Raw genomic sequence first — 26674 nt, forward strand, 5'->3', positions numbered from 1 at the left:
ACTTCAACGCTGCGGGACTCTCACCCCAAAAACACCCTCTCGAACGCCTGCTTGCCCGGCGGCGAGAAAATCACCGCGCGGCTCTCTTTCTCGCGGCGCGCCCATTTCTCGGCAAGAATCTTGTCGAGGATGGCGGCGCCCAGCGTCCCGGCGAGGTGCGAACGCCGCACGCTCCAGTCGAGGCAGGCGCGGCACACCGGCCGCCGCGGCTTGGTGTAGACATCGATGCCGATCGCCACGAAATGCGATGCGGCGGACGGCCCGAGCCTGATCTCCTTGTCGTCGCGGACCAGTATGTTTTTCTCGACAAAGCGGTCCAGCATCGCAACCGCCTGCTCTCCGGCGAGGTGATCGTAGCAGACGCGCGCGACGCGCATCGCGCTGTCGCGCGGGCCCGGCCGGACGCGCCTGGGGCCAACGGCTTCCGCCACGCCGGTGATAGCCTCGATCATGCCGGCCACCTGCGGGCCGGCCAGACCGTAATAGCGATGCCGGCCCTGGCTGGCCAAGGTCAGCAGCCCGCCGTCCATCAGCTTGGACAGATGCGAGGAGGCGGTCGGCAGCGACACGCCGGCCTCCAGCGCCAGTTCGCTCGCGGTCAATGCCGTGCCGCCCATCAGGGCGTTCAGCATGTTGGCGCGGGCCGGATCGCCGACCAGGCTGGCTATGCGGGCAATGTCGGGTCCTTCACGCATGGTTTGATCCTCATCGAAGCATTCTTGTCAGGTAAGCATTATTCTCCGATGAGATCAAGGAGACGAGGATGGCCGCACGAACCGCTTTCACCCCCGAACCGGTGCCCCGCCGCCAATCGTTCCCGTTCGTCACCTGGGTCCGCTCACGGCTGCTGGCCCGCTGGTATGACCGCCATTCGCAGCGCCGCGACCTCTCGGAGATCGACGACCACCTGCTGCGTGACCTCGGCCTGACACGGGAGGAGGTGCGCCGCGAATGCGCGAAATCCTTCTGGCAGGCGTGATCGCCAAGTCATCTGCCTAGCAGATCGGGTGGCACGACGTTTCGAGGCCGCTCGAACTATCGGCGCGAAAGCCATCAAGGAGAAAACGACCATGACCATCACCTGCTTCATCCGTTATGAGATCGACCCGTTCGGCAAGGCCGCCTTCGAGGAGTATGCCCGCAACTGGGGTCAGGCCATTCCACGCTGCGGCGCCGATCTGATCGGCTATTTCGCGCCGCATGAGGGCTCGGCCACGACGGCCTATGCCGCCTACAACATCGAAAGCCTTGCCGCCTACGAAGCCTACCGCGCCCGGCTTGCCGCGGACCCCGCCGGCAAGGCAAACTATGAGTTCGCCAGGCGCCAACGCTTTATCCTCAGGGAGGACCGCATGTTCCTGAAACTGGCTTCCGGCCCGCATGCGCCGCTGGTGAAGGCATGATCGCCGTCATCTTCGAGGTGCAGCCGGCGCAGGGCAAGCGCGATGCCTATCTCGGCATCGCCGCGAACTTGCGCCCGCTGCTCGACCGCATTGACGGGTTCATCTCCGTCGAGCGCTTCCAGAGCCTTGCCGACCCGAACCGGGTGCTGTCGCTGTCGTTCTGGCGCGACGAGGAGGCGGTGAAGGCCTGGCGCAACACCGAAGAGCACCGGCAGGCGCAGCAGGCCGGGCGCGGCGGTATCTTTGCCGGCTATCGGTTGCGGATCGCGCACGTGGTGCGCGACTACGGACTGACCGAGAGGGACGAGGCGCCGGCGGACAGCCGCGCGACGAATGGATAGCGCCGTTCCTTCCCGCTGCTACGCATTCCCGATCAGCACGCCCGCCGCGAACACCAGGGCGCCGCCCAGCACCACCTGGAAGGCGGCGCGCAGGAACGGGGTCTGCATGTAGCGGTTCTGGACGAAGGCGATGGCCCACAGTTCGAAAAAAACCACCACGGCGGCTACCGCCGTCGCGGTCCAGAAATGCGGGATAAGATAGGGCAGCGCGTGGCCGAGGCCGCCCAGCGTCGTCATGATGCCGACGGTCAGGCCGCGCTTGATCGGCGAACCTCTGCCCGACAGCTTGCCGTCGTCGGAAGCGACCTCGGTGAAGCCCATCGAGATGCCGGCGCCGATCGAGGCGGCGAGACCGACGAGAAGCGTCTGCCAAGTGTCATGGGTGGCAAAAGCGGCGGCGAAGATCGGCGCCAGCGTCGACACCGACCCGTCCATCAGCCCGGCCAGGCCCGGTTGCACATAGGTGAGGATGAACTGGCGCTGCTCGGCGGTCGCCTCCTCGACCTTGACTTCGCCCGGCACATGTTTCTGCTCCAACGCATGCGCCGAGCTTTCATGGCCTTGTTCGGCCGCGGCCAGATCGTCGAGCAGTTTGCGGGTCGAGGCGTCAGTGGTGCGCTTGGCCGCCTCGACATAGAACAGGTAGGCCTGCCGCTCCATCGCCTCGGCCTGGCGGCGCACAGCCTCGATGCCGAGCGGCCGCACCAGCCAGTCGGGCTTGCGCTCGAAATAGCCCCTCACATGCTCACGGCGGACCAGCGGAATGCGCTCGCCGAAACGCTTGCGGAAGAGTTCGATCAGCGAGTCGCGATGGCCGTCTTCCTCCTCGGCCATGGCCTCGAAGAGTTTGGCCGATTGCGGAAAAGTCTCGGACAATCCGTCCGCATAGGCCCGGTAGATACGCCCGTCATCCTCCTCCGATGAAATGGCCAGCGCCAGGATCTCCTGTTCGGAGAGCGATTCGAAGGAGCGGCGGCCGAAGCCGAAAACACGGGAAAGCATGAGGAAATCACCCTAGTTTAGAATTGTTCTAAACTATGATTTGCAACGTCCATGGTCAATCGTGCGCTTAGCCACAGTCAAGAATAGTTGAAGCCGGGCACTGGGCGTCACTCTTCATATCAGCGAATGTTCACCTATATATGGGGGCCAAGCAAAAAAGGAACGAGCTGATGACGGACAAGAAGCCTCCGCACGCCTACGACCCGAGACCGGTCCTCGATCTCATCGCCAGCATCGAGGCCGACCTGCAGCGCCTGAAGGGACTGGTCAAGCAGCAGGTCGAGAAATTCGACCCCGCCAACCCGCACAACAAGGCACCCGACGGCAAGCTGACCGAGGAAGGCGTCGAGTGCTGCTACCGCATGTTCGACGAAGGCAAGTCGCGCTATTCGGTGGCCCAGCAGATGAAGATCTCGTTTGCCGCCGCCACGCATCGGTTCAACAACTGGCGCAAGCTGGGCGGCAGCAAGCGGCAGCGGACATTGCTGGGGTGAATTGCGACATGCGGGCGTGACGGCCGCAACGCTGGATACATTTGTATCTTTGATCACAATCGCGAACTTTGTCCCGGTCACATCTTTTCGTTGGCATCGCGCGAGCCTTTGCGTGCACCATGGCCGGATTGCATCGCCACAGGACCCGCCATGACCACCCCTCCCGGCATCGCCGACATCCACGCCGCCGCCGCACGGCTCTCGGGCCTGATCGTCGAGACCCCCTTGATCGAATCGCAGGAGCTGAACAGGCGCTTCGGCGGCCGCATCCTGTTCAAGCCGGAGACGCTGCAGCGGACCGGCTCGTTCAAGTTCCGCGGTGCCTACAACAAGCTGTCGACGCTGAGCGAGGCGGAGCGTTCTCGTGGCGTCGTCGCTTTCTCCTCGGGCAATCACGCGCAAGGAGTGGCGGCTTCCGCCGCCATGTTCGGCGTCAAGGCGGTCATCGCCATGCCGGCGGACGCGCCTGACATGAAGATCGCCAATGTCCGCAAGATGGGCGCCGAAGTGGTGCCCTTCGACCGTTTCAAGGACGACCGCATGGCGGTCGTGCGCCCCTATCTCGACAGGGGCATGGCGTTGGTGCCGCCTTTCGACGATCCGGCCATCATTGCCGGCCAAGGCACGATCGGACTGGAGCTGGTGAGGCAGGCGCGGGCGCTGGGTGTCTCGCTCGACGCGGTCGTCATCCCCTGTGGCGGCGGCGGCCTGACCAGCGGCATCTCGGTTGCCGTGAAGGATACCTCGTCCGGCACCGCGATCTGGGCGGTCGAACCCGAGCATTTCGACGACACGCGCCGCTCGCTGGCGGCGGGCGCCAGGGTGTCGAACGAGCCGGGCCATAGTTCGATCTGCGACGCCATCCTCACCGCCGAGCCGGGTGCGATCACCTTCGAGATCAACCGCCGCAATCTCGCCGGCGCCGTCGCCGTCTCCGAGGATGCCGTCAGGCAGGCGATGCGCGACGCCATGGCCTTTCTGAAGCTGGTGGTCGAGCCCGGCGGCTGCGTCGCGCTGGCGGCGCTGTCATCGGGCGAGATCGAGCTGTCGGGCAAATGCGTTGCCGTGGTGCTGTCCGGCGGCAATGTCGATTTCGGCACCTATGCCGGGATCATGGCGGCGTAGGGCGGCACGGTTCAGCTCTCGTCAGTCCAGCGTGCGCCTGAACCGCACCAGCGCAACGCCGGCGAACAGCGCGACAAAGACCACCAGCCAGCCGATCTCGGTCGCCACCGCCGGCAGTTCCGCGCCCTTCAGCATCACCGCGCGGGTGATGCGCAGGAAATGCGTCAGCGGGAAGATCTCGCCGAAGGTCTGCGCCCAGTCCGGCATGCCGCGATAGGGGAACATGAAGCCCGACAGCATGATCGAGGGCAGGAAGAAGAAGAAGGTGAGCTGAAGCGCCTGCATCTGCGTGCGTGCGATCGTCGAGATCGTGTAGCCGAGCAGCACCAGCGACAGCACGAACACCAGCACCGCCGACAGAAGCAGCGTCATCGAGCCGGTGAACGGGATGGCGAACAGAAGCTTCGACGCCGCCAGCACCACCCCCACTTGCACCGCTCCGACCGCCAGGTAGGGCAGCACCTTGCCCATCATGATCTCCAGCGGGCTCGACGGCATCGCCAGGAGATTCTCCATCGTGCCGCGCTCGGTCTCACGCGTCAGCGCGATCGAGGTCATCATCACCATCGTCATCTGCAGGATGACCCCGAGCAGGCCGGGCACGATGTTGTATTGCGAGATGCCTTCGGGATTGTAGCGGCGATGGACGACGACATCGAGCTGGCCCCTGGCGGCTTCCGCCGCGGCTTCCTGCGTGCCCTGCGCTCTCAGCAGCGCCTGGCCGGCGATGGTGCCGAGCGTCGAGATGGCGCCGCTGGCGACCGCCGGATCGGTGGCATCGGCCTCGATCAGGATTTGCGGCTTGTCGCCGCGCTCGACGCGCCGGGCGAAATCGGCCGGGATGGTGACGACGAAAGCGACGTCGCCACGCGCCATCAGGAACTCGGCCTCGTCCGCGCTTTGCGCGACATGGTCGAAGCGGTAATAACCGGTGGTCTGCAGCGCCGCGACCATGGCGCGGGTATAGGGATCGCTGCTGGTCGCCACCAGGGCCGCCGGCAGGCTTTTCGGGTCGTTGTTGATGGCGTAGCCGAACAGCACGAGCTGGATCAGCGGCACGCCCAGCATCATGGCGAAGGTAATGCGGTCGCGCCGCATCTGGATGAACTCCTTGATCAGCAGGGCGCCGAGCCTGGCGAAGGAAAAGACGCTGTTCATGCCATGTTGTCCTTCGATCCCGACATGAACTGGATGAAGACATCCTCCAGGCTGGTTTCGCCCGGCGTCACCGTCACGCCCTTGTGCTCTCTCTCGACATCGGTAAGCGCGCCCTCGAGCTTCTCGCGGTCGGAACCGACGACGTGCAGCGTCGCGCCGAACGGCGCCACCTGGTCGACGCCGGGGCGGTCTTGCAGCGCTTGCGCCACCTCGTCGAGCTTTGGACCCTGCAGTACGAAGGTGGTCAGGCCCGCATTCTTCACCACGTCGGCGACGGTGCCGGTGGCCAGCATCTTGCCATAGGAGATGTAGCTGATGCGGTGGCAGCGCTCGGCCTCGTCCATGTAATGTGTGGACACCAGCACGGTCAGCCCGCCGCTCGCCAGGCGATGGATCTCGTCCCAGAACTCGCGCCGCGCCTTCGGGTCGACGCCGGCCGTCGGCTCATCCAGCAGCAGCAGTTTCGGCTTGTGCATGATGCAGGCGGCCAGCGCCAGGCGCTGCTTCCAGCCACCGGACAAGGTGCCGGCCAGCTGATTGCGGCGCGTCGTCAGCCCGAGCTCCTCCAGTGTGCGCGAGACATAGTCCTCGACCGGCCGCAGCCGGTAGAGCCGCGCCACGAATTCGAGGTTCTCGCCGATCGTCAGATCCTCGTAGAACGAGAATTTCTGCGTCATGTAGCCGACTTCGCGCTTGATCCTGAGGCTGTCGGTGCGGATGTTGAAGCCCAGCACCGTGCCTTCGCCCTCGTCCGGCGTCAGCAGGCCGCACATGATGCGGATGGTGGTGGTCTTGCCCGAGCCGTTGGGGCCGAGGAAGCCGACGATCTCGCCCTCGGCGACCGACATCGTCACATGGTCGACGACGGTCTTGTCGCCGAAGCGCTTGACCAGGCCGTGAACGTCGATGGCGTTCATTTTCCCATATCCGCGAGATCGACATCGACGATCTGGCCGGGCTGCAGCGGCCCCGCATCGCCCTCCGGCCGCGCCTCGACGAGGTAGACCAGCTTCTGCCGGTTTTCGAGGGAGTAGATCACCGGTGGGGTGAATTCGGGATCGGGCGAGACGTAGCTGACGCGCGCCTTCACCCCCGGGCCGCAGCCGTCGCAATGGACGCGGAGCAGGCTGCCGACCTTGACCGAGGAGAAGGCGCTTTCCGGAATATAGACGCTGAGCTTCACCGCGCCGTCGGGAAGCACCGAGATGACCGGCGCGGTCGGGCCCGCCGTGTCGCCGGGATTGCGGATGACGTCGTTGACGCGGCCTGGCGAAGGTGCCGCCAACACCCGTTTGGAGAGCCGCCATTGCGCCTGATCCAGTGCCGCCTGCGCCTGTTTGACCTGATTGTCGGCGGCCTTGATCGTTTCGGCGCGCGCCGGCAGGCCGCCGACCGACAGGTTGGCCTCCGCCTGGCCGACCTGCGCATTGGCCGTCTCCAGCGTCGCGGAAGCCGTGTCGAAATCTGCCTGCGTGCCGGCGCCGCGTTTGAACAGGTCGCTGGCGCGGTCGAATTTTCGCTTTGCGTCGGCGGCCTGTGCCTTGGTCATGTCGACCTCGGCCTTCAGCACGGCGATCTCTTCCGGCCGCTTGCCGACCTGGAGATCGGCATACTGCGCCTGCGCCTGGGCCAGCGCCGCCTGCGCTTGCGCCACCGCGATCTTGGCGTCGGCATTTTCGAGTGTCACCACGGTGGCTCCCGGCATGACGCGGTCGCCTCGCTTCACCGCCACCGTATCGACCTGCGCCACCTCGATCGGCGCCAGGAGCACATAATCGCCCTCGACATAACCGACGGCGAGCGGCGCCACCGGCGCGCAGGCGCCGAACAATTGCGCGGCGAGCGGCAGCGAGCACAGAAAGCTCATTGTTTTGATCCCTTCATTCCTGGTCCCTTCCGGGCGGCCAGTATGGCGCCGAGATTGTCCGTGGTGACCGCCACCACCTTGGCGGCCTCGGCGGCGCCGATGTCGCGCCAGCCCATGCGGCGCATGACAGCCTCGCGGCCGATGCGGAAATAGATGACCTGCCCGATCAACGTGAACACAGTGAGCCGGGTGCGTTCGCTCTCGGCCGGCTCTCCGGTGGCCTGCTCCCAGATCTGGCACAGCCGGCGGTGCGTCGGCTCAAAGACGCCGTCATAGATGCGGTCGAGCGCCGCCGTCGGATAAGACAGCTCGCGCAGCACGAATTGCACGATCTCTCCGGCCTGCGGCTGAGCCACGATGAAGCCGACCATCCGCTCGAGCGCCGTGAAGAGCTGCGCGCCTGCCGCTTCCGGATCGCTTGCCGCCGCCTGTCCATGGCCGAGCCTCTCGCCTGCGCCCAGTGCCTGCCCGGCGACGGCCTGGATGGTCGCGACGATGAAGTCGGCGGCAGCGGCGCGAAGACCTTCCTTGCCGCCGAAATGATAGGCGATCGAGCCTATATTGGCGCCCGCCTCGGCGGCAATCTGGCGCGTCGAGGTGCCGTCGAAGCCCTGCCGCCCAAACAGTTTCAACGCCGCCTGGACCAGCGCGGCGCGCGTCGGCTCTGCCGGGGAGGTCTCGCGGCGGGGCCGCCTGGCATCTGGCAATTTGATCATGCAAAAGACTTTAATCAATCGATTGATTAAAGTCAACTTGCATGCGGCGCTGTCTTGCCATCGCGCGCGGCAACCGCTTTAGTGCGCGGCCATGGGCAAGGAAGTCGAGCGTAAATTCCTGGTCTCCAGCACCGCATGGCGGGATCTGGCGGAAGCCGATATCCGCATTCTTCAGTTCTATCTCGCCACGGCACCCGGGCGAACCGTCCGCATCCGCATCAGTGATGGCGCCTCCGCCAAGCTGACGCTCAAATTCGGCAGCAGCGCGCGCGAGCGCGACGAATTCGAATATTCGATCCCGCTGGAGGAGGCGGTGGAGATGCTGGACTTCGCCATCGGACGTGTCATCGAGAAGACACGTCACCATGTTAGGCATCGCGGCTATCTCTATGAAGTCGATGTCTTTGGCGGTGCACTGGCGGGACTTGTGGTGGCCGAGCTCGAGACGCCAGAAGAGGTTCCGGACGAAATGCTGCCTGACTGGCTCGGCCGGGAAGTGACCGGCGAGCAGAAATTCTACAACGCGTCGCTCGCCCTCGGGGGGATACCGGAGATCGCCGCATGAGCTTTCGTATCGATCCGCGCCTGCCGCTGACCGGGGAGGTCAGGCGTATCCTTGCCGAGGAGATCGGCAAGGCCCTGCTGCATCTGGAGATGGCGCACACCCGGCCGGAACAGGGGCTGCACAAGTGCCGCAAGCGGCTCAAGAGCGCGCGTGCCTTGTTGCGCCTGGTTCGTTCCGGTGACGAAACTTTCTGCGCCACGGAAAACCAGTGCTATCGCAATGTCGCGGCGCTGCTTGCCGGTCCGCGTGAAGCCACGGCCCTGATCGAAACCATCGATCGGCTGGCGGCGGACTTTGGCAGGGAAAGCACCGGTAGCGGGCTTGATGCCGTGCGCGACAGGTTGATCGTACGCCAGCATGATCTGCACGAAGGCGCCGGGCTGAAGGCGGCGATCGGGGCGGCCACCGCCGCCTGCGAAGACGGCCTGAAGCGCATTGGAACCCTTGCTTTGCCCGATCAGCCGGAACAGGCCGCCGACGTGCTTGCCGAAGGCGCCCGCGTCGCCTTGCGGCGTGCAAGGAAGGCGCTCGACAAGGCCGGCGCGCGCGGTGAAGCCGACGATTTCCATGACCTGCGCAAGGCTGCCAAGACGCATGGCATGCACCTGTCGCTGCTGGGCAGGCTGTGGCCGACCCCGATCAAGGCGCGGCGCAAGGCCGTGGATGAACTGGGCGAGCGGCTCGGTGAACTGCACGACGTGTTCGTCATGCGCGCGCTGCTCGAGGCGGACAGCGAGCCGCTGGGGCCGCCCGAGGACACAAAACTCCTCGGCAAGTTGCTTAAGCGCTCGGAAAAGAGCCTCAGGAAAGCCTGTCTCGCCGAGGCCGCCGAACTGTTCGGCGACAGCCCCAAGCGCGCGACGAAAAAGCTCGCCCGCAAGGCACGCGACGATCTTGCCGGCGCTGCCTCGCTGGAAGACACGAACGCCACCGCCAATTGACAGCGGCTGGCGCTCAGCCGCCCGTCCGTGGTAATCGCCGTATGGAATGACCAAGCCCGGCGACACGCTCCTGGATCGACTTGGCCGCTGGCTTGCCGGCCGGTTGCAGGACGAATCCTCCGGCTATGAACCCTATACGCCATCGGACCCAGAAACGCTGCGCCGCACGTTGGAGCCGGGCGACATCCTGCTGATCGAGGGCAACCAGAAGATTTCGGCGGCGATCAAGTACCTCACACAGTCAACCTGGTCGCACGCGGCTTTCTATGTCGGCGACGCGCTGGCCGAACCGGAGGACGGTACGGAACGGCGGCGGCTGATCGAGGTCACGCTCGGCGAAGGCAGCGTCGCCGTACCGCTGTCGCGCTACCGGACCTACAACACCCGCATTTGCCGCGCGAGCGGACTGGCGCCGGAGGATCGCGACAAGGTGGTCGCCTTCATGATCGGCAAGCTCGGTTTGAAATACGACCTCAAGAATATCTTCGACATGCTGCGCTATTTCCTGCCGACGCCGCCAGTGCCGGTGCGTTGGCGCCGCCGCATGCTGGCGTTTGGTTCCGGCGACCCGACACGCGCCTTCTGCTCGACGCTGATTGCCGAGGCTTATGGCCAGATCCGCTACCCGATCCTGCCCGAGATCACCCGCGCGCCCGGCCGTGCCTCGGCGCAGTCGAACTATTCGCGCAGGGAAATCCTGCACATCCGCCACCACTCGCTCTATACGCCACGCGATTTCGACCTGTCGCCGTTTTTCCGCATCGTCAAACCGACGCTGGAATACGGTTTCGACTACCGGCAGATGGTCTGGGACGACAAGGCAAGCACAGACGCCGAAGCCGCAAAGGCCGGAACAATCGCCTCAGACACGTGATGGCTTCGGCCTGGGTCAGGACATGCCCTGTGGCGCGGCCTGTCCGACGAGGTGCATGCGTTTCACATGGCGGCCTACATCATGCCGAAACCGCTACAGGGCCCTGGTTTTCGGCTCTGTGTTCGACCCAGACATGGACCGGTTCGTCCCGGCCGCGGATGCTCACCGGTCCATGATCGCGCGCATTCAACTGTGTCGCGGGCGATTCCGCCTTCGCGGCCTCGATCAGTCGTGATCCAAAACAGATATTCGCCTGAACCTCACGGCACAGCGACTGCAAACGGCTGGCGACGTTGACAGTGTCGCCCACCACCGCGAAGGACAGATTGCGCTCGCTGCCGACAGCGCCGATGACGACTGCGCCGTATTGTGCACCGATCCGAACGTCCAACGGCGGATATCCCCTGGACACACGCTGCACATTCCAGTCTTCGAGTGCGGCGATCATCGCTTCAGCGCACTGAATGGCGCGAGTCGCGTCGTCATGGCTGGCTTGCGGAACCCCGAATGTCGCCATGATGCAATCGCCGATATAGTTATCGACGGTGCCGTGGTGGTCGAAAATAACCTGCTCCATGCGACGGTGGAACTGACGCAGAAGTTCAAACACTGCTTCGGCCGGATGATCCTCGGAATAATGTGTGAAGCCGACGATGTCGGCGAACAGCACCGCGATATTCTGCCGGCGGACCGGGCCGAAGGGCTCGTCATCCGTGGCGAGCTGGTCGACGACGTTGGGCGAAAAATGCCGGGCAAGATTGGCGCGGGCACGCTCTGCCTTGACATAGTCCTCCGACAGACGTCGGGAACGAGAGACGACCAGCGCCATGATCGCGCCGATAATCAGCACAACCAACACATTGGTCGCCTGCGCGAACGTATCGACGAAATTGGGGTTGAGATAGAGCCTTAACCGCTCTGTCATCGGCAGCGAATAGAGGTTCGTCGCCGGAATGACGGTTCCCGGATGAAAAATCACCCATCCCACCCCGATCGCCCACGTCAAGGCCGCGAGCGCGCCGAGATAGAGCGCCAATCGTGTCGAAAGGGTCAGCGCGCCAAGGCATACGAAAATCAGCAGGAATTTGAAGCTGCCCTCGCGCAGTTGCATTGCGGCCGGCACCACCTCCGCGGAAAACGGGTTGGGCGTTACCAGCAGAATGGTCAACAGAATGATGTCAAGCGTACCGACGAGGTAACCGATCCACCATGGCCCCGTGCGACGGCGCACAAGAAGAAACTGGATCAGGCCGACGAGCTGGAACAGCACGAGGCCCGCCAGCACGAAGAGCAGTGAGGCATCCCAGCGGCTGATCAATGAAAAGAAGCAGGAGATCACAGCGAGCGATGCCGTACGCGCCCAGAACTGCAATGCAGCACCCTGGCGTTCTGCGCGCTCCCGCAAATTCTTCAGGCGCGAATAGCGGCGAAGTTCAAGTGTCGGTGAGGTCGGCATAGCATCACTTCGATTTCACGGGGACGAGTCACGCATTCGGCAAACTCGCCTACTACAGTCTGGCCCGCCTACTACAGTCTGGCAAATCAGTGTGCGAATTCTATCATGAATGTTGGTGCCGGATCTGTTCTATCCCAACGCGCCCTACCGGCGCGGTCGGTATCGCGGGCCGCGTGGCTGGTCCGGGCGGCCAGCCGGTGGCGAATGGTGGCAGTCGGCGCCGCGGGAGCGGTGCGCGACAAGCTCAGCCGCCAGGTGCAGCCAGGCTCGGGATGATTGGTCAGGCCGGCAGGGGGTGGCGTTTTGCAGGAGCGGCGGGCTGGGCGCCGGCATCGCGCGGATGCGGGCCGATCGGCATGATCGCGGGAAACGGCGTCGCCCCGAAGGCAAACGTCCATTTGTAGCCGGTGAGCCCGTCCTCGGGCGTCGTATGCTGGTCGTGATGGGCGAGCAGTTTGGCGCGCTCGGCCAGCTCCTCCGCCTCGCGCCGCACCATCTCCGCCGTCTCCGGACGCATCCGCCTGGAGAAGCTGACGAAGGTCGCCCCCTTCTCGATATGGCTGATGGCCCAGCCGATGAAATTCTTGTTGGTCATCTCGAACAGCGGCCTGAGTGGCCCCTCGAAATTCCACTGGATCGGCGTTTCGACCAGCAATTTCGCCGACAGGCCACGGCCAAGCGCGATCAGGCCGAGCTGCTCGAGGTCGCGCAGATAGAGGAACATCGAGGCTTCGCTCAGGCCTTGCGAACGCATGATGCCTTCAGGCGTGAATTTCTCCGAGAGCATGACGAAGATGAACAGCAACGCCGGCCGGCCGGCGAGCCGGCGCTCGATCTCGGGCGCGATGTGGTTGACCGGCCCCGGCCCGCGGTTCATCGAGCCGAGCACGTTGTCCAGCTCGACGCCGGCGGCGGCACAGATATCCACCAGCCGGTCGAGCTTGCAGTTCTTCTCGTGGAAGATGCGCTTCACCGTCGGCTCGGAAACGCCCATGCGCTCGGCAAGCTCACGATAGGTGACACCTTTCGCCTTCAGCGTCCGCTTCAGCGCCTCGAAGATCAGAGCGTTCATGGGATGCACCTCTTGCCGGCATTTTAGTATCGATATTCGATACTAGCGGTAATCGAGCTTCCGGAAAAGTATCAAAAACCCTAGCTACCCGCCTGTCATCACAGGAGAACAGCCATGAACCGTTTCATCCTCCCAGCCTTTGCCGCCATCATCGGCATCGCCACCGCACCCGCCGTCCGGGCCGGCGAACTCTGGCGCGCCACGGGCCTCGAACAACCGGAATCGGCGCTGTTCGATGCCGCCAACAATCGCATCATCGTCTCCAACATATCAGGCAATCCGGGCGAGGCTGACGGCAACGGCTATCTCAGCCTGCTGTCGCTGGACGGCAAGACGGTCACCCAGCATTGGACCGACGGCATGGACGCGCCCAAGGGCATGGCGATAGCGGGCGGCAGGCTCTATGTCGCCGACATCACCAAGATCCGCGTCGTGGATCTGGCCAGCGGCAGGCTCATCGCCACCATCGCGGTGCCGAATGCGGTCTTCCTCAACGACATGACCTCGGACCAGACGGGCAAGGTCTATGTCAGCGACATGCTGGCCGAGACGATCTATCGCATCGACGGCGACAAACCGGAGCTGTTCGCCAGGGATGCGTTGCTGGCTTCACCCAACGGCGTCTTCGCCGATGGCGACAGGCTGATCGTCGCCTCCTGGGGCAAGGGCATCAAGGCGGATTTCAGCACGGCGGAGCCCGGCGGGCTGCTGGCCGTCGACCTCGCCACGAGGAAAATCACGCCTTTGCCCGGCGCGCAGAACTTTGCCGACCTCGACGGCGTCGTCGCCATTGGCGACGCCATCTATGCCACCGCCTACATGACCGGCACGCTCTACCGGTACAAGGCCGGCGGAACCCCGGAAGCGGTGGCGCATTTCAAGCCCGGCAGCGCCGACATCGGCACCGACGGCAAGTCGATCCTCTATGTGCCGCTGATGAGCGAGGGCGAAGTGGCGGCATTGAAGCTCGACTGAGCACCGGCGCTTCGGGGTCGATCCATGCGACCCATGCTAACAGCCGTGGAATGGACCGTGCTACGACGGTCGATCCCACGGTAATGGTCAAGGAGGATTGCCATGGACGACCGGGAAATCAGGGCGGCCCTGGATCGCCACTGGGCCGCCTCCGATGCCGGTGACTTCGAGGCCGAACACGAGATCTACCGGGAGGATGCGGTGCTCGACTATCCGCAATCGGGCGAGCGCATCCGCGGCCGGCGCGACATCCAGTCGTCGCGCGCCGCGCAGCCGGACCGCAAGCGCTTCAGCGTGCGGCGGATCACCGGCGCCGGTAACCTCTTGGTCACCGAATATGTGCTGACCTATGACGGGCGGCCCTCCTATACGGTCAGCATCATGGAGTTCCTTGACGGCAAGGTCGCCCGCGAGACGCAGTATTTCGGCGATCCGTTCGAGCCGGGAGCTTCGCGGGCGCAATGGGTCGAGCGGATGCCGTGAGTCACGGGGAGGATCATCAGCCGCTCGCCCGCTCCGAGCTGCCGGACGATACGGCCGCCCTCGCCCGGTTTCTCGTCGGCAAGCTGGTGGTGCGCGACTTGCCCGAAGGCAGGGTCAGCGGCCGCATCGTCGAGACGGAAGCCTATGTCGTCGGTGACGCGGCCGGGCACGGCTTTCGAGGGATGACGCAGCGCAACCGGTCGCTGTTTCTCGAAGCCGGGCACGCCTATGTCTACCTCGCCTATGGCACCTCCTTCATGCTGAATGTCTCGAGCGAGACGCCAGGGGTGGGGACCGGTGTGCTGATCCGGGCGCTGGAACCGCTGGAAGGCGTCGCGATCATGCGGCTGAACCGAGGCGTCGAGCGCCTGCGCGACTTGGCGCGGGGGCCCGGAAGGCTGGCCGCGGCGTTGCGGATAGATCGTTCGCTCGACGGGATCGACCTGTGCCGGGAAGGCCCGCTGTGGCTCGCCCACGATGAATGTGAGCCCTGTGCGATCGGACAGGGCATCAGGATCGGCATTTCGAAGGACGCCGACCGCCTGCTGCGGTTCTACGTCAGGGAAAGTCCGTTCGTCAGCGGCCCGGCATCGCTCAATCGTTGAGAGACAGCTGCTCCGCCCCTTGTTTCCCCGCCAATTGGCCCCGCGCGTCGCGGATCGACGCGGCATAGGTCACCAGCGGCGGCTTGACGCCGTGGTTGATCAGCATGCGCCGGATCTGCGGCGAGGCGCCCGAGATGATGAAGCGCACGCCGGCGCGCCCCGCCTTGTGGGCCGCGCTTTCGATGACATTGGCCGCCGTCGAATCGAAAAGCGGCACGGCCGAACAGTCGAGCACGAAGTTGCGGCGCTGGTCGGCGATGCGGTCGAGCACGCTGCCGACGGTGGACGCGGCACCGAAGAAGAAGGCGCCCGAGATGCGGTAGACGACGGTGTCGGCGTCGCTTGCCTCCGCGGAATCATAGGCGCGGGCGCCGCCGACGCTGTCGGCGACGTCGTCCTGCGCCAGGTCCGCCTCGACCGCGACGGACTTGGCCATGCGGTCGATGAACAGGATCGAGCCGAGCGCGAAGCCGACGACGATGCCTTCGGTGAGATCGCGGAAGACGACGATGAGGAAGGTCGCCATCAGCACCAGCGCATCGCCGCGCGATGCCATGAGCAGCGTGGCGAAGGCTTGTTTCTCGACCATGTTCCAGCAGACCACCGCCAGGACGCCGGCAAGGGCCGCGAGCGGGATGTAGCTGGCAAGCGGCGCCGCCACCAGCATCAGCACCAGCAGGATTCCCGAATGGACCATGCCCGAGACCGGGCCGTGCGCGCCGGCCCGCACATTGGTGGCGGTGCGGGCGATGGTGCCGGTGGCGCAGATGCCGCCGAACAAAGCCGACGCGACGTTGGCGAAGCCCTGCGCCACCAACTCGCAATTCGAGCGGTGCCGCCGGCCCGTCATGCCGTCGGCGACGACGGCCGACAGCAGCGATTCGATGGCGCCGAGCAGCGCGAACGCGATGGCGTCCGGCAAGACGTCGAGCATCCTGCCGAAGCTGACGGGTGGCATGCCAGGCCATTCCAGGCTGCGCGGAATGCCGCCATAGCGCGTGCCGATCGTCTCGGCCGGCAACGCCAACAGCGCCACGACCAGCGAGGCGAGCCCGATGGCGATCAACATGGCCGGCCATTTCGGCCGCCAGCGCTTCAGGAAGACGATGGTCGCGATGGTCAGCGCCGCCACGGCGGTCGCCGCGAGGTTGATCGTGCCGGCTGCTTCGCCAAGCTCGATCAGCTTGGGCACGAACGGTCCGGGCTCCCGGCCCGGCAAGGTCAGCCCGAACAGTTCGACGATCTGGCCGGAGAAGATGATGACGGCGATGCCGGCGGTGAAGCCGACAGTGACCGGATAGGGAATGAACTTGATGTAAGTGCCGAGTCGGAGATAGCCGATGGCAAGCAGGAACACACCGGCCATCATCGTCGCCAGCAGCAGGCCGTCAACGCCGACGCGCGCCACCGTCGCCGCCACCAGCACGATGAAGGCGCCGGCCGGCCCGCCGATCTGGAAGCGGCTGCCGCCCAAGGCCGAGATGATGAAGCCGCCGACGATGGAAGTGTAGAGGCCTCGCTCCGGCGTCACGCCAGAAGCGATCGCGATCGCCATCGACAGCGGCAGCGCGACGATGGCGACAGTCAGCCCGGCGATGACGTCGGCCTTGAAATGCGGCAGGCGGTAGCCCTCCCGCCAGACGGTCACCAACTTCGGCGTGAACAGCTCGGAGAATGTCGGCTTCACCGCCTGATGCACTGCCTGACGCGCTTGATCCATGAACTGCCCCTGCAAAAGGCGGCGGGATCGTCGGCAGGACTGTCGGCGGTCGCCGTCGCGATTTATTCCGGCTCAGCCTTGGGTTCCGGCGGCATGGCGGGCTTGAGGCGCACGCCCCTGCCGCCGCGCTCGCTGGCCTGGTTCTCGCCGATCAGTTCCACCCCGGCTTCGTCGAGAGCCTGGATGACCTTCATCAGCGTATCGACCACGCCCCTGACCACGCCGCCGCTCGCCTCCATGCGCTGGATGGTGGGAAGCGAGACGCCGGCGCGCTCGGCGAGCGTCCTCTGGTCGATGCCGGCCAGCGCCCTTGCGGCGCGCATCTGCGCGGCAGTGATCATCGGCCGGAATCCCCGTCTGAGCCTGCTGACATAACGTATAATACCATTATTATCATGTTTCAAGCTTCATTAATGAAGTTTTAGACGTAACCACTGCCGGCTAATATCCATTTTCTTCGATACTCACCAAGGATTTCGGGTAGGGTGGTGCAACAGAGGCGGGGGGTACGCGGGTGAACGTTTTCAAGACCTTGGTGATATCGGCAGGCTTGCTGTCGACGGTTTTGTCGCTGACAGGCTGCGGAGGCCACCTCATCAACAGGTTGATCTGACTCAGTCAGGCTCCTCGCTCACCGCCCTACGCCGTTGCAGAAGCCTCGCCACCAACCAGCATAGCATCGCCCAGGCGAAGCCGGCACACCAGCCCGCCAGCACATCCGACGGCCAGTGGACGCCGAGATAGATGCGGCTGACGCCGACCAGCACTGTCGTCAGCACCGCCAGGAACAGCACGTAGACCTTGGTCGTCCGGCCCGGCAGGAAGCGCGCCGCCAGCGAACCGAGCGTGAGGTAGGTCACCGCCGACAGCATGGCATGGCCGCTCGGGAAGGAAAGCGACATCTCGTCGACGAGATGCGAAACCAGTTCCGGGCGTGGCCGGTCGACGCCGACTTTCAGCAGGCTCGACAGCACCTGGCCGCCCGCCACGGCAACGAACATGAGAAGCGCCGTCGCCGGGCGGCGAATCAACAGCAGATAGATGATCGTCGCCGCCGTGATCAGCACCAGAACACTGGAGCTGCCGAGACTGGTGATATCGCGCATCGCGCCTTCCAGCCATGGCGGACCGATCGGGATCGCCGGTTGACCGGCCCGGCGGAATGCAAGGAGGATTTCGGTATCGAAGGCGTGCGGCGTGGTGGCCCGTGCCACCTCCATCAATTCCTCGAACCCCCACAGCCCACCGGCGATGACCAGGCCGGCCAGCAGCACCGGGAATTCCACCCGGTTGAGCAGAGCCTTCGCGACGTTCTTCATCGGCACCGTTACATCCGCCCTTGCAGATACGGTCCAAGCGTGATCAGCGCGACTGCGGCGATCGCCAGCGCGATGCCGGCCGCCTGCAGCGCGTTGACGCGCTCGCCGAAGAACACCAGCGCAACGACGTTGACCGAAACCAGCTGGATCACCGCCGAAAGGCTGAACGATACCGACATGCCGAATTCGCGGATCAGCCGCAGCATGATCAGATTGCCCAGCGAATAGAGCGCCAGCGTCAGCAGGATCTTGCCCAGGCTGGGCGCCAGTCCCCATTGCTTGGCGGCGGTAGCCGCCAGGAGGAAGATCACCGTCGAAAAGCCGAGCTGCAGAAGTCCCGAAAAACTCAACGTCCCGTCCCCCTTCGAAGCGGCTTTCGCCTGATAGCGCCGACCTTGTTTCCGAAGCGTGCCGGTACGTCAAGCGACGTCGTTCAAACGAGGGTCTTGGCAACCGCGAGGCTGAAGCTCAATGTGCCGCAATCGCCCAGCCTGTCGATAGAAGGGCGGCAAGGGGTTCATGATTCGTATTTTTCAGAACTTGGCGCGGCGCTGGAGCGAGCTTTCCCTTGCTCTGCAATTCGTCGTTGCCGGCGGTTTTGGGCTCCTGGTCGTCATGGTGATCGTCGGGACCTGGGTGACGACGCAGATCCGGGACGGCGTCATTCGCAATTCGGCCGCCACGACGGCGCTCTATGTAGACAGCGTGATCGCGCCGCTGCTGCCCGACCTGCGCAAGAGCGAGGAGCTCAGCGCATCCGTCAAGCAGGCCCTCGACGAGACGCTCGGCCAGGGCGCGCTCGGCAAACGCCTGGCGTCCTTCAGGCTCTGGCGCCGCGACGGCACGATCCTCTATTCGAAGGACCCGGTTTTGACCGGCCGCCGCTTCGACCTGAACGACAATCTGCGTTCTGCCTTCCAGGGCAGCGTCGTTGCCCAGTTCGATACGTTCGACGAGAACGAAGACAAGGAGCGGGCCGCGGGTGTGCCGTTGCTCGAGATCTACAATCCAGTGCGCGAGCCCTGGTCCGGCGAAGTGGTCGCCGTCACCGAATTCTACGAGGTCGCTAGCGATTTCAAGGCGACCCTTGCTTCCGCCCTGCTGTCGAGCTGGCTGGTCGTGGCAGGCACCACCTTGACGGCATTCCTGCTTCTGTCGGGAATTGTCCTGCGCGGCAGCCGCATTATCGACGACCAGCGCGGGGCGCTGCGCCGCCAGGTGGCGGAGCTGCAGGGCCTGGTGACGCAGAACAGCGCCTTGCGGCATCGTGTGCAGCGGGCGTCCCGCCGCGCCACGGCGCTCAACGAAAGATATCTGCGCCGGATCGGCGCCGATCTGCATGACGGCCCTGCCCAGCTCGTGGCGCTGGCCGCGCTGCGCATGGACAGTCCGGTGTTTACCGGCGACGGCCATGGCAGCGAAGGCCGCTCGACCGAGGTCGCCATGATCCGCAAGACGCTGGAGGATGCGATGCGCGAAATACGCGGCATCTGCACCGGTCTGGTCCTGCCGCAGATAGAAACGGCGGCGGCGGCGGACGTTCTGCGGCTGGCCGTCGAGGAGCATGAGCGCCGGACGGGCACATCGGTGACGCTTACGATGCCGAAACATTTGCCGGAGCCTGGCGCTTCTGAGAAGATCAGCATTTATCGCTTCGTGCAGGAGGGGCTGAACAATGCCTACCGCCACGGACGGGGCAAGGATCAGGCGGTGCGTGCAGGCATGAAAAATGGTCGGTTTTTCGTTGAAGTATCGGACGGCGGACCGGGCTTCGATCTGGCGCGGGCAGAGGGGTTGGGCCTTGCCGGTCTCAGGGAGCGGGTTGAAAGCATTGGCGGCCAATTCGAAACACTGACAGGGCCGAAAGGCACGAAGCTGGTGATCCGTCTTTCGGTCGAGGAGCAAGCATGATCGGCGCCATCCGCATTGCCATTGTCGACGATCATCCGCTGTTCCGCGAAGGCGTGACGCGCAGCCTGTCGGAGATCGGCGGCTTCGAGATGGTCGGCGAAGGTGCGACCGCGCAGGACGCGGAGCGCATCGCCTCGACCATGCAGCCCGACATATTGCTCATCGACATTTCCATGCCGGGCGGCGGCCTGGCCGCGGTTGCCAGCATCCTTGCCGACCATCCCGCCCAAAAGATCGTCATGCTGACCGTTTCGGAGGCGAATGCCGATGTGACCAAGGCCTTGAACGCCGGGGTGCTCGGCTATGTCCTCAAAGGTGTCGGATCGCGCGCGCTTGCCGATATCCTGCGCAACGTGGCAACCGGCGAAAGCTATCTTTCGCCGATGCTGTCAGCCCGGCTGCTTTCCGATGTGCAGTCCCTGCAGCCCGCCAACGGGGTCGCGGACCGGCTGCGGCAGCTCACCGGCCGGCAGACCGAAATACTGCGGCTGGTGGCGGAGGGACTGAGCAACAAGGAAATCGCCTTGCGCCTGGAGCTGCAGGAGAAGACCGTCAAGCATCACATGACGGGGGTGCTGTCGAAACTCAACGTGCGAAACCGTACTGAAGCGGCCCTCATCATGCGCGAGTTTCGCGACCGCGACAGGGACCGTTCGTAGCCATCGCGGAACGCCGCGAAACGAGGTCACCTCCGCCGGGGGCGGCGGAGGTGACGTGTGAAACTGGTCGTTGCCTGTCGACCAACTTCACAAGGCCGAAATTCATGGGGCCGCAATTCATGGGGCCGAAATTCAAAGCGCCTTGAGCCGGCTGGCATCGGCCGGTGTGGCACGGCGATCGATGATCGTGCGGCCGAGCTTATCCATCATGCTGAAACGGCCGTTCTCGATCTTTTCCGTCAAGCCGTCGGGGTGCTGAACTGTAATCTTGTTGCCGTCCACGTCGACCGTGTCGCCGGTCATGGCGTTGACATGGCTTGTGCTCTGGTCGCCCTGGCCCTGGCTCTTACCCTTTCCGCTATTCCCGCCGCCGCTGTTTCCGCCATTGCCACTGTTGCCGTTGTTGCCGCCACCGTTGCCGTTGTTACCCCCACCACCGTTGCCGCCATTGCCACCGCCATTGCCGCCGCCACCGCCGTTGCCGCCCTTGTCGGCATGTGCGGTCGCGGCATCGAGTCCAGGCACGAAGCCATGGAAGACTATTTCATAGGGAGCGATGGTTAGCGCCAGGACGGCCGCCGATCCGATAGCCAGACGGCAACAACGGGCCGTGATCGATCCACGCATACTGATCTCCGTCGATTGAGCCGGCGTGCCCACCCCAACGTCGCAGTGCAACAACATCGCCGAAAGACGTGGTGGCCGGAAGCGACCCCCGACCGTTGCGTTTGTCCCCCAGGACCTTTGCAGGCGCAAGATCGGACCAAAGTCCCAGGGCGACGCGTGGAGAATCGCCCTCGCGAGTGAGCAGCAGCGGAGATACCATGTCACGAAAATGTGATCAGCCTGCCGTAAGCGGTCGAACAGGCAACAAGCTCCAGCCAAAACCAAGCCAGAGGTTCCCATGACCGAACATCGATCCCCCGACGCCCGATTCCGCACCAGCCTGCTCGAGGAAAACGAGGGCCCCGCCAACAATCCTAGCCAAAACCGCACCATGGGCGAGATCATCGCCGCGCGATTCTCGCGCCGCGGCTTCCTCAAGGGTTCGCTTGCTGTTTCGGCGATCGCCGCCACCGTCAGCCCGCTGGCCATGATCGCCGCCGACGATGCCCGTGCCGCGGAAGGTTCGGCCTTCAAATTCGACGAGCTGGAGGCCGGTATCGACGACAAGCACCACGTCGCGCCCGGCTACGACGCCGACGTTTTGCTGCGCTGGGGCGATCCGCTGTTTGTCGATTCGCCGGAATTCGACCCCACGAAGCAGTCGGCGCAAGCCCAGGCCAGGCAGTTCGGCTACAACAACGACTATGTCGGTTACATTCCGCTCGACGGCTCGGCCGAACATGGCCTGCTGGTGGTCAACCACGAATACACCAACCCGCATCTGATGTTCCCGGGCATCGTCAAGATCGTCGAGAAGGACGGCAAGAAGTCGGCCGAGGTGGCGCCGCTCTCGAAGGAGCAGGTCGATGTCGAGATGGCCGCCCATGGCGGCACCATCGTCGAGATCCGCAAGGAGGGCGGCAAATGGCGGGTGATTCGCGACGGCAAGCTCAACCGCCGCATCACCGCCAACACCGAAATGGCGTTGTCGGGCCCGGTCGCCGGCCATGACCGCGTGAAGACCAATGCCGACCCGTCCGGCGTCAAGGTGTTCGGCACCATCAACAATTGCGCCGGCGGGGTCACGCCCTGGGGCACCTATGTGATGTCCGAGGAGAACATCCATGGCTACTTCTCCGGCGAGCTGCCGGAGGGCCACAAGGAGGCCGCCAACTACAAGCGCCTCGGCATTCCGGAAGGCGCCTATGAATGGGGCGCGCACTATGACCGCTTCAACCTGGCCAAGGAGCCGAACGAGCCCAACCGCTTCGGCTGGATCGTCGAGGTCGATGTCAACGACCCGGCCTCGGTGCCGCGCAAGCGCACCGCCATGGGCCGCTTCAAGCATGAGGGCGCCGAATCGATCGTCGCCAAGGATGGTCGCGTGGTCTTCTATCTCGGCGACGACGAGCGCTTCGACTATGTCTACAAGTTCGTCACCAAGGGCATGTTCAACGCCGGCGACCGCGCGGCCAACAAGGATATGCTCGACGACGGCACACTGCATGTCGCAAAATTCGCGGAGGACGGCTCGGTCGAATGGATGCCGATCGTGTTCGGCCACGGCCCGCTGACGGCGGAAAACGGTTTTGCCGGCCAGGCCGACGTGCTGATCGAGACACGCCGCGCCGCCGACCTGCTTGGCGCCACCAAGATGGACAGGCCCGAAGACATCCAGCCCAATGCCGGCAACGGCAAGGTCTATGTCATGCTGACCAACAATTCCAAGCGCAAGGCCGATCAGGTCGACGCCGCCAACCCGCGCGCGGAAAACGCCTTCGGCCACATCATCGAAATCGTCGAGGACGATGGCGATTTCGCCGCCACCAAGGGCAAGTGGGAAGTGCTGCTGAAATGCGGCGACCCGTCGGTGGCGGCCGTCGGCGCCACCTTCTCCACCGCGACGAGCGCCAATGGCTGGTTCGGCATGCCCGACAATTGCGCGGTCGATTCGGCCGGGCGCCTGTGGGTCGCCACCGACGGCCAGGGCCCGAAGGCCACCGGCCGCACCGACGGCCTGTGGGCGGTGGACACGGAAGGATCGGCGCGGGCGACCTCGAGACTGTTCTTCCGGGTGCCGATCGGCGCCGAGATGTGCGGCCCGCAGTTTGCGCCCGACGATCAGACCGCCTTCGTCGCCGTCCAGCATCCGGGTGACGGCGGCGAGGATTGGGAAGCGTTCGGCCGGCCCTCCTATTATGAGGACCTGTCAACCCGCTGGCCCGATTTCAAGCCCGACATGCCGGTGCGGCCGGCGGTGGTCGCCATCACCAAACAGGGTGGCGGCAAGATCGCCATCTGAGGTCACGCGAGACAAAAAATGAGAGGGGCTCCGGCGATCCGGGGCCCCTCCTTTGTGCGACATCGTATTCAAGCCTCGGGAAAGATTGGAAATTTACACGTGGCGCCCTAGATCGTGATCAGGAGATCATCGCCATGCCCAAGTCGATCTACGACCGTGGCCTGCTCAAACCTGACGAAGTGGCCACCTTGCAACGTGTCTTCGACGAGGCCTGCCGCCGACGGCAAGCGCATCCCGAATCCGCCGAGGCGCGTGAATTGGCGCTCACCTTGCTGGCCCTCTACAATGCCGGCATGGTCGACGAGGAGATGCTGACCGAAGCTGTCGGTTTCCGGCGGCTGGAGCCGAAATCGGCGTGAGGCCGACGGAAAATGTTGTCCTATGCGGTCGCTCAGCGTGATGCGCCGGAGGGGCGGGATGAGCCGGCGATCCGAGCAGCTATCGCCTTGGCCAATATGCCGGCATTGGCAAAGCAGCCGCGGATGCTCGGCCGCATGCCGGTGAACCACAGGCCGGGCAGTTTCGGATCGGCCTGGCCGCCGTTGAAGAGCGGAACGCCCTTGTCGTCGAGCACGCCGAGATTGCCGACCATCCGCTCCAGCCCGGTGCGGTAGCCCGTCGCGGCAATGACGATGTCGGGAGCGATCAAGCTGCCATTGGCCAGGGTGACGCCGTCGCGGGTGAACTCCCGAACCCCGGGCACCACCACGATCCTGCCCGATTTGATGGCATCGACGGCGCCATCGTCGGCGGCGATCGCGGTGTAGTCCGAGCTCAGGCGACTGGCGCCGCCGGCGGGCGCGGGTGGCATGCCGAATTTGGTGAGATCGCCGAATACCAGGCGCTGCGTCACCGCCATCACCGCATCGGCGACGCGCAGAGGCAGGCGCGCCATGAGCGGCGAGAGGCGGTGCACGGCGATCTTGCCGACGCGCTTGGGCAAAAGGGCGGGGCCGTTGCGGGCCGACAGCCAGACAGCGGCGGTATCGACACCCGCCAGATGATTGAGTGCGTCGAAGCCCGAATTGCCGGCGCCGACAACCAGAACCTTCTTGCCCGCATAGGCATGGGCATCGCCAAAATCCGCCGAATGGATGATCCGGCCCGCGAACGCCTGCATCCCCTTCCACTGCGGCGTGAAGGGTTCCCGGTCGCGGCCGGTGGCGACAACGACATGACGTGCCAGGCGCGAGCCGGCGCCGGTGCGCACGAGCCAGTGATCGCCCCTGAACGTGATGGCCTCGACGGAAACGCCAAACTCCACCGGCAGACGATTCGCCTCATGGAAATCGCTCATATGACGGATGACGACGTCCCGGTGCGGAAAAGCGGGGGTGCCCTTGGGATAGGCAAGGCCGGGCAGCGCCGAGAGATCGCGGTGGGTGTTGAGGTGCAGCTGCTCGTGGCGCCGGCGCCAGGGCTCGGCCAGCCGGCTTTCCTTCTCCAGGATCGCCGTCGCCACGCCGGCCTTCATCAAGGCCCTCGCGACGGCCAGCCCGGCGGCGCCGGCGCCAATGACGATCGCCGGCTCGACCGTCTCCGCCTGCTCCACCATCGATCTGCTTGTCGTATCAGCCATTCACTCTCGAATCCCATTCGCCCTCGCGGCAGCCCCTGAAGGCTCGCAGGCCGCTGTAACAGTTTGATCGCGCGCAAGAACCCGAACGGCAACTCGATGCCGATTTTCGATGGTCCCGCGCCGAGGCGGCTTCGCTTCCGGAGCGTTCCACCGCCCGGCGCAAACAGCCGGTCGCGGCACCGCGTCAAAACCACGACATGGAGCGGATTACCCGCTTCTGTCCGAATACATACAACCCTATATGGCATATCGGCGACATCGGCGATAATCAGGTCGCGGCAAAGTGATTGATTCGAGGTCCGGGGGCAGGCGGATCTCGTCACGGACGCGGGCATTCGAAACCGGCAACCCGATTTCGGCTTCCCTGCGGAAAATCAAGACGCCGTGGCGCGTCTTGCGTGTCGTCGGACACGTCGCGCCACGGACGGCACGCGGAATCTCGACCATGCCCTCCTTGCGGATCTATTTCGACAACATCCTCGAGGGGGCCTCGCCCAAGGTCGAGCGCCGGGCGCTGACGCATGTCGAACGGCTGGCGCTGGTGCGCCGCCATGGCGGCTTCTCGCTCGCCTATTCCACCGCCGTGCAAAGCAAGCTTTCCTATTTTGGCGATGCCGACGGTTACATCGCCTTCGGCACCAAGATGAAGCATCATTTCGCGCTCGGCGATCCCGTGGCGGCGCCGGATCGGTGGCCCGATTACATCAGACGCTTCGTCGAGAGCGCCGGCGGCCCGTGGTTCGTGCAGATCGGCGAACAGACCGCCCAGGTCCTTGCCGGCCTTGGCTACAAGATCAACCGGCTGGGCATCGACACGCGCCTTGTTCTGCCCGACCATGACTTTTCCGGCAAGCGGAACGAAACGGTGCGTTATTCCGAGCGCTGGCTGCTGAAAAAGGGCTTTTCATTCGAGGAGGACAAACGCACGATCCATCTCGACGAGATCTCCCGGCTGTCTCAAAACTGGCGCGGCGACCGCATCGTCAAGCGATGGGAGATGGGTTTCCTCAACCGACCGTTCTACGATCAGCTCGGCACCGATATGCGCCGTTTCGTGCTGCACGGTCCCGATGGCGATCTGGTCGCCCTGCTCGATTTCGATCCGATGTTCGCCGACGGCAAGGTGATCGGCTACACCACCGCCTTCAAGCGCAAGCATATCGATGCCTCGCCGCATGCCGAGATCGGCCTGACCAAATTCGCCGTCGACCGCTTTCGCGACGAGGGCATTTCGGTGGTGACGCTCGGCCTGTCGCCGCTGGTCGATGTCGGCCCGAGCGGATTTGCCGAAAGCGAGTTCTGGCGCAACACCTTCCAGCGCGCCTACGATTCGCCCTGGGTCAACCGCCGCAGGTTCAACCTGCAGGGACAGGCGGCATTCAAGCGCCGCTTCCACGGCGCCGAGGAGCCGGTCTATATCGCCTTTCGCGAGGGGACCTACATCGAGATGCTGGGATTGCTGCGGCTGGTCAAGGCCATTTGAGGCCTCTCTCACGACTTT

At 64.6% G+C, this 26674-nt stretch carries 30 protein-coding genes; 16 read left to right on the plus strand and 14 right to left on the minus strand.

All coding sequences use genetic code 11. From position 1 onward, the window contains the following. Positions 1-20 precede the first annotated feature (20 nt). A complete protein-coding gene (locus AC3CB8_RS04020) occupies positions 21-695 on the minus strand; it encodes an ArsR/SmtB family transcription factor (RefSeq protein ID WP_352563440.1) in 675 nt (224 codons plus the stop codon). 68 nt (positions 696-763) lie between these two features. Here AC3CB8_RS04020 and AC3CB8_RS04025 point away from each other — a divergent pair, with 68 nt between their 5' ends. From AC3CB8_RS04025 to AC3CB8_RS04035, 3 genes are all read left to right on the plus strand, one after another. Continuing rightward, positions 764-979 (plus strand): DUF1127 domain-containing protein, encoded by a 216-nt coding sequence (locus AC3CB8_RS04025; protein WP_352563439.1) that lies wholly within the window; start codon positions 764-766, stop codon positions 977-979. 91 nt (positions 980-1070) lie between these two features. Continuing rightward, on the plus strand, positions 1071-1403 hold the full coding sequence (locus tag AC3CB8_RS04030) for an NIPSNAP family protein (RefSeq protein WP_023782018.1): 333 nt from the start codon (positions 1071-1073) through the stop codon (positions 1401-1403). Continuing rightward, positions 1400-1744, plus strand: a complete 345-nt coding sequence (locus AC3CB8_RS04035) for an antibiotic biosynthesis monooxygenase family protein (RefSeq protein WP_023771971.1) — start codon at positions 1400-1402, stop codon at positions 1742-1744. The genes AC3CB8_RS04030 and AC3CB8_RS04035 overlap by 4 nt, the downstream gene beginning before the upstream one ends. Positions 1745-1762: 18 nt before the next feature. Here the strand turns inward: AC3CB8_RS04035 and mbfA are convergent, their stop codons facing one another. Continuing rightward, a complete protein-coding gene (mbfA, locus tag AC3CB8_RS04040; RefSeq protein ID WP_023782016.1) occupies positions 1763-2746 on the minus strand; it encodes an iron exporter MbfA in 984 nt (327 codons plus the stop codon). A gap of 170 nt (positions 2747-2916) precedes the next feature. Between mbfA and AC3CB8_RS04045 the strand changes: the two genes are divergently transcribed. After that, positions 2917-3240, plus strand: a complete 324-nt coding sequence (locus AC3CB8_RS04045; RefSeq protein WP_352563438.1) for a hypothetical protein — start codon at positions 2917-2919, stop codon at positions 3238-3240. A gap of 150 nt (positions 3241-3390) precedes the next feature. Then, complete coding sequence (locus AC3CB8_RS04050; RefSeq protein WP_023782015.1) at positions 3391-4365, plus strand: threonine/serine dehydratase family protein; 975 nt, start codon at positions 3391-3393, stop codon at positions 4363-4365. 21 nt (positions 4366-4386) lie between these two features. On the opposite strand, the gene AC3CB8_RS04055 is transcribed toward AC3CB8_RS04050, so the two are convergent. The 4 genes from AC3CB8_RS04055 to AC3CB8_RS04070 are packed head-to-tail and all read right to left on the minus strand — an operon-like array spanning position 4387 to position 8106. Beyond that, positions 4387-5523, minus strand: a complete 1137-nt coding sequence (locus tag AC3CB8_RS04055; RefSeq protein ID WP_023771976.1) for an ABC transporter permease — start codon at positions 5521-5523, stop codon at positions 4387-4389. Then, a complete protein-coding gene (locus AC3CB8_RS04060) occupies positions 5520-6440 on the minus strand; it encodes an ABC transporter ATP-binding protein (protein WP_352563435.1) in 921 nt (306 codons plus the stop codon). Before AC3CB8_RS04060 ends, AC3CB8_RS04055 begins: the two co-directional genes overlap by 4 nt. After that, positions 6437-7390, minus strand: coding sequence for an HlyD family secretion protein (locus tag AC3CB8_RS04065; protein WP_352563434.1), 954 nt, complete (start codon positions 7388-7390; stop codon positions 6437-6439). Before AC3CB8_RS04065 ends, AC3CB8_RS04060 begins: the two co-directional genes overlap by 4 nt. Beyond that, on the minus strand, positions 7387-8106 hold the full coding sequence (locus AC3CB8_RS04070) for a CerR family C-terminal domain-containing protein (protein ID WP_023771978.1): 720 nt from the start codon (positions 8104-8106) through the stop codon (positions 7387-7389). Before AC3CB8_RS04070 ends, AC3CB8_RS04065 begins: the two co-directional genes overlap by 4 nt. 91 nt (positions 8107-8197) lie before the next feature. Between AC3CB8_RS04070 and AC3CB8_RS04075 the strand changes: the two genes are divergently transcribed. From AC3CB8_RS04075 to AC3CB8_RS04085, 3 genes are read left to right on the plus strand one after another with little or no spacing between them, the layout of a single operon-like run. Further along, positions 8198-8671, plus strand: coding sequence for a CYTH domain-containing protein (locus AC3CB8_RS04075; protein WP_023771979.1), 474 nt, complete (start codon positions 8198-8200; stop codon positions 8669-8671). Next, complete coding sequence (locus AC3CB8_RS04080; protein WP_023771980.1) at positions 8668-9612, plus strand: CHAD domain-containing protein; 945 nt, start codon at positions 8668-8670, stop codon at positions 9610-9612. The genes AC3CB8_RS04075 and AC3CB8_RS04080 overlap by 4 nt, the downstream gene beginning before the upstream one ends. Before the next feature lie 46 nt (positions 9613-9658). After that, the gene (locus AC3CB8_RS04085; protein ID WP_352726424.1) at positions 9659-10486 is read left to right on the plus strand and encodes a C40 family peptidase; all 828 of its coding nucleotides are present in this window, start codon (positions 9659-9661) and stop codon (positions 10484-10486) included. Between the two features lie 79 nt (positions 10487-10565). Here AC3CB8_RS04085 and AC3CB8_RS04090 read toward each other — a convergent pair whose 3' ends face one another. Further along, complete coding sequence (locus AC3CB8_RS04090) at positions 10566-11942, minus strand: adenylate/guanylate cyclase domain-containing protein (protein WP_023771982.1); 1377 nt, start codon at positions 11940-11942, stop codon at positions 10566-10568. Between the two features lie 280 nt (positions 11943-12222). Then, positions 12223-13014, minus strand: coding sequence for a helix-turn-helix domain-containing protein (locus AC3CB8_RS04095; protein WP_352563433.1), 792 nt, complete (start codon positions 13012-13014; stop codon positions 12223-12225). 114 nt (positions 13015-13128) lie between these two features. Here AC3CB8_RS04095 and AC3CB8_RS04100 point away from each other — a divergent pair, with 114 nt between their 5' ends. From AC3CB8_RS04100 to AC3CB8_RS04110, 3 genes are all read left to right on the plus strand, one after another. After that, positions 13129-13989, plus strand: coding sequence for an SMP-30/gluconolactonase/LRE family protein (locus tag AC3CB8_RS04100; RefSeq protein ID WP_352563432.1), 861 nt, complete (start codon positions 13129-13131; stop codon positions 13987-13989). Between the two features lie 102 nt (positions 13990-14091). Then, on the plus strand, positions 14092-14472 hold the full coding sequence (locus tag AC3CB8_RS04105) for a nuclear transport factor 2 family protein (RefSeq protein WP_023793411.1): 381 nt from the start codon (positions 14092-14094) through the stop codon (positions 14470-14472). Then, a complete protein-coding gene (locus AC3CB8_RS04110) occupies positions 14451-15077 on the plus strand; it encodes a DNA-3-methyladenine glycosylase (protein WP_023771986.1) in 627 nt (208 codons plus the stop codon). Before AC3CB8_RS04105 ends, AC3CB8_RS04110 begins: the two co-directional genes overlap by 22 nt. On the opposite strand, the gene AC3CB8_RS04115 is transcribed toward AC3CB8_RS04110, so the two are convergent. From AC3CB8_RS04115 to AC3CB8_RS04130, 4 genes are all read right to left on the minus strand, one after another. Further along, a complete protein-coding gene (locus AC3CB8_RS04115) occupies positions 15067-16797 on the minus strand; it encodes a SulP family inorganic anion transporter (protein ID WP_023771987.1) in 1731 nt (576 codons plus the stop codon). The two genes, AC3CB8_RS04110 and AC3CB8_RS04115, sit on opposite strands and share 11 nt — an antisense overlap. 62 nt (positions 16798-16859) lie before the next feature. Then, a complete protein-coding gene (locus AC3CB8_RS04120; protein ID WP_023771988.1) occupies positions 16860-17138 on the minus strand; it encodes a helix-turn-helix domain-containing protein in 279 nt (92 codons plus the stop codon). A 273-nt stretch (positions 17139-17411) separates the two neighbouring features. Then, entirely contained in the window at positions 17412-18116 is a 705-nt protein-coding gene (locus AC3CB8_RS04125; protein ID WP_023793405.1) for a phosphatase PAP2 family protein, read from the minus strand. 8 nt (positions 18117-18124) lie between these two features. Next, positions 18125-18466 carry a hypothetical protein gene (locus tag AC3CB8_RS04130; RefSeq protein WP_015314759.1) on the minus strand — a complete coding sequence of 114 codons (342 nt, stop codon included), beginning with the start codon at positions 18464-18466 and terminating at the stop codon, positions 18125-18127. Positions 18467-18635: 169 nt separating this feature from the next. Here AC3CB8_RS04130 and AC3CB8_RS04135 point away from each other — a divergent pair, with 169 nt between their 5' ends. Together AC3CB8_RS04135 and AC3CB8_RS04140 are read left to right on the plus strand one after the other, a co-directional pair. Further along, complete coding sequence (locus AC3CB8_RS04135) at positions 18636-20027, plus strand: sensor histidine kinase (RefSeq protein WP_023771990.1); 1392 nt, start codon at positions 18636-18638, stop codon at positions 20025-20027. Continuing rightward, the gene (locus tag AC3CB8_RS04140; protein ID WP_023771991.1) at positions 20024-20686 is read left to right on the plus strand and encodes a response regulator; all 663 of its coding nucleotides are present in this window, start codon (positions 20024-20026) and stop codon (positions 20684-20686) included. Before AC3CB8_RS04135 ends, AC3CB8_RS04140 begins: the two co-directional genes overlap by 4 nt. A 132-nt stretch (positions 20687-20818) precedes the next feature. Here the strand turns inward: AC3CB8_RS04140 and AC3CB8_RS04145 are convergent, their stop codons facing one another. Beyond that, positions 20819-21313: a hypothetical protein gene (locus AC3CB8_RS04145; RefSeq protein ID WP_352548944.1), complete on the minus strand. Its 495-nt coding sequence runs from the start codon at positions 21311-21313 to the stop codon at positions 20819-20821. A gap of 277 nt (positions 21314-21590) precedes the next feature. Here AC3CB8_RS04145 and AC3CB8_RS04150 point away from each other — a divergent pair, with 277 nt between their 5' ends. Continuing rightward, the gene (locus tag AC3CB8_RS04150) at positions 21591-23594 is read left to right on the plus strand and encodes a PhoX family protein (RefSeq protein WP_352563430.1); all 2004 of its coding nucleotides are present in this window, start codon (positions 21591-21593) and stop codon (positions 23592-23594) included. Positions 23595-23728: 134 nt separating this feature from the next. Beyond that, positions 23729-23953: a hypothetical protein gene (locus tag AC3CB8_RS04155; RefSeq protein ID WP_023771993.1), complete on the plus strand. Its 225-nt coding sequence runs from the start codon at positions 23729-23731 to the stop codon at positions 23951-23953. A gap of 32 nt (positions 23954-23985) precedes the next feature. On the opposite strand, the gene AC3CB8_RS04160 is transcribed toward AC3CB8_RS04155, so the two are convergent. Continuing rightward, on the minus strand, positions 23986-25173 hold the full coding sequence (locus tag AC3CB8_RS04160) for a flavin-containing monooxygenase (protein ID WP_352563429.1): 1188 nt from the start codon (positions 25171-25173) through the stop codon (positions 23986-23988). A 445-nt stretch (positions 25174-25618) separates the two neighbouring features. Between AC3CB8_RS04160 and AC3CB8_RS04165 the strand changes: the two genes are divergently transcribed. Continuing rightward, complete coding sequence (locus tag AC3CB8_RS04165) at positions 25619-26656, plus strand: phosphatidylglycerol lysyltransferase domain-containing protein (RefSeq protein ID WP_023771995.1); 1038 nt, start codon at positions 25619-25621, stop codon at positions 26654-26656. Positions 26657-26674: the final 18 nt, after the last annotated feature.

The organism is Mesorhizobium sp. P160927, assembly GCF_057766385.1.